The sequence below is a fragment of the Komagataeibacter kakiaceti JCM 25156 genome (assembly GCF_000613305.1).
On the sequence record NZ_BAIO01000788.1, the window covers coordinates 1 to 777 of the forward strand.

A 777-nucleotide genomic window follows, 5' to 3' on the forward strand; every position below is an offset into this window, starting at 1 on the left:
CCGCCGCTGGCTGGCGGGGCGTGAGGGCGGGCATGAGCTGAGCTACTGGCAGCAGCAGCCAAAGGGGTGGGCGCGTCGGAAATAGTCACCCCCGCGCGGGCCGGCTTCTGGCCGCGCGGCATGGACGAAAGGCAGGTTCGCTGATGAAGACGGTTACTTTCCCCAATGGTACGAAAGTGCCCGCGCTGGGCATGGGCACATGGAACATGGGGGATGACGCCAGCCGCCGCGCTGATGAGATCACAAGCATCCGCGCGGGGCTGGAGGCCGGTATCCGCGTGGTGGACACGGCGGAAATGTACGGCTCCGGCCGATCCGAAAAACTGGTGGGCGAGGCGATCGGGGGGCTGCGTGATGAGGTGTTCCTCGTCAGCAAGGTCCTGCCCTCCAACGCGTCACGCGCGGGCGTGCGCAGGGCGTGCGAGGCCTCGCTGAAACGGCTGGGCACCGACTGGCTCGATCTCTACCTGCTGCACTGGGAAGGCAGTTTCCCGCTGGAGGAAACCATCGCCGGATTCGCGGATCTGGTCGATGCCGGGCTGATCCGGAGCTGGGGCGTTTCCAATTTTGATACGGACGGCATGCGCGCGGTGGAAAGCATCCGCTCGCCCACGCCATGCGCCGCCAATCAGGTGCTGTACAGCCTCGATTACCGGGGCGTGGAGTTCGACCTGCTGGACCATGACCGCGCGGCGGGCGTGGTGACCATGGCCTATTCCCCGCTGGGGCAGGGGGGCGAACTGCTGCGCGCGCCGGTTCTGGCGCGCATCGCGCGGC

Annotated in this window: 1 protein-coding gene; it reads left to right on the forward strand. The window is 67.4% G+C overall.

The genetic code is table 11. The features are described 5' to 3' along the window. Positions 1-143 precede the first annotated feature (143 nt). Positions 144-777: aldo/keto reductase (locus tag JCM25156_RS18950; protein WP_025814395.1), on the forward strand; the 634-nt coding region annotated here is incomplete at its 3' end.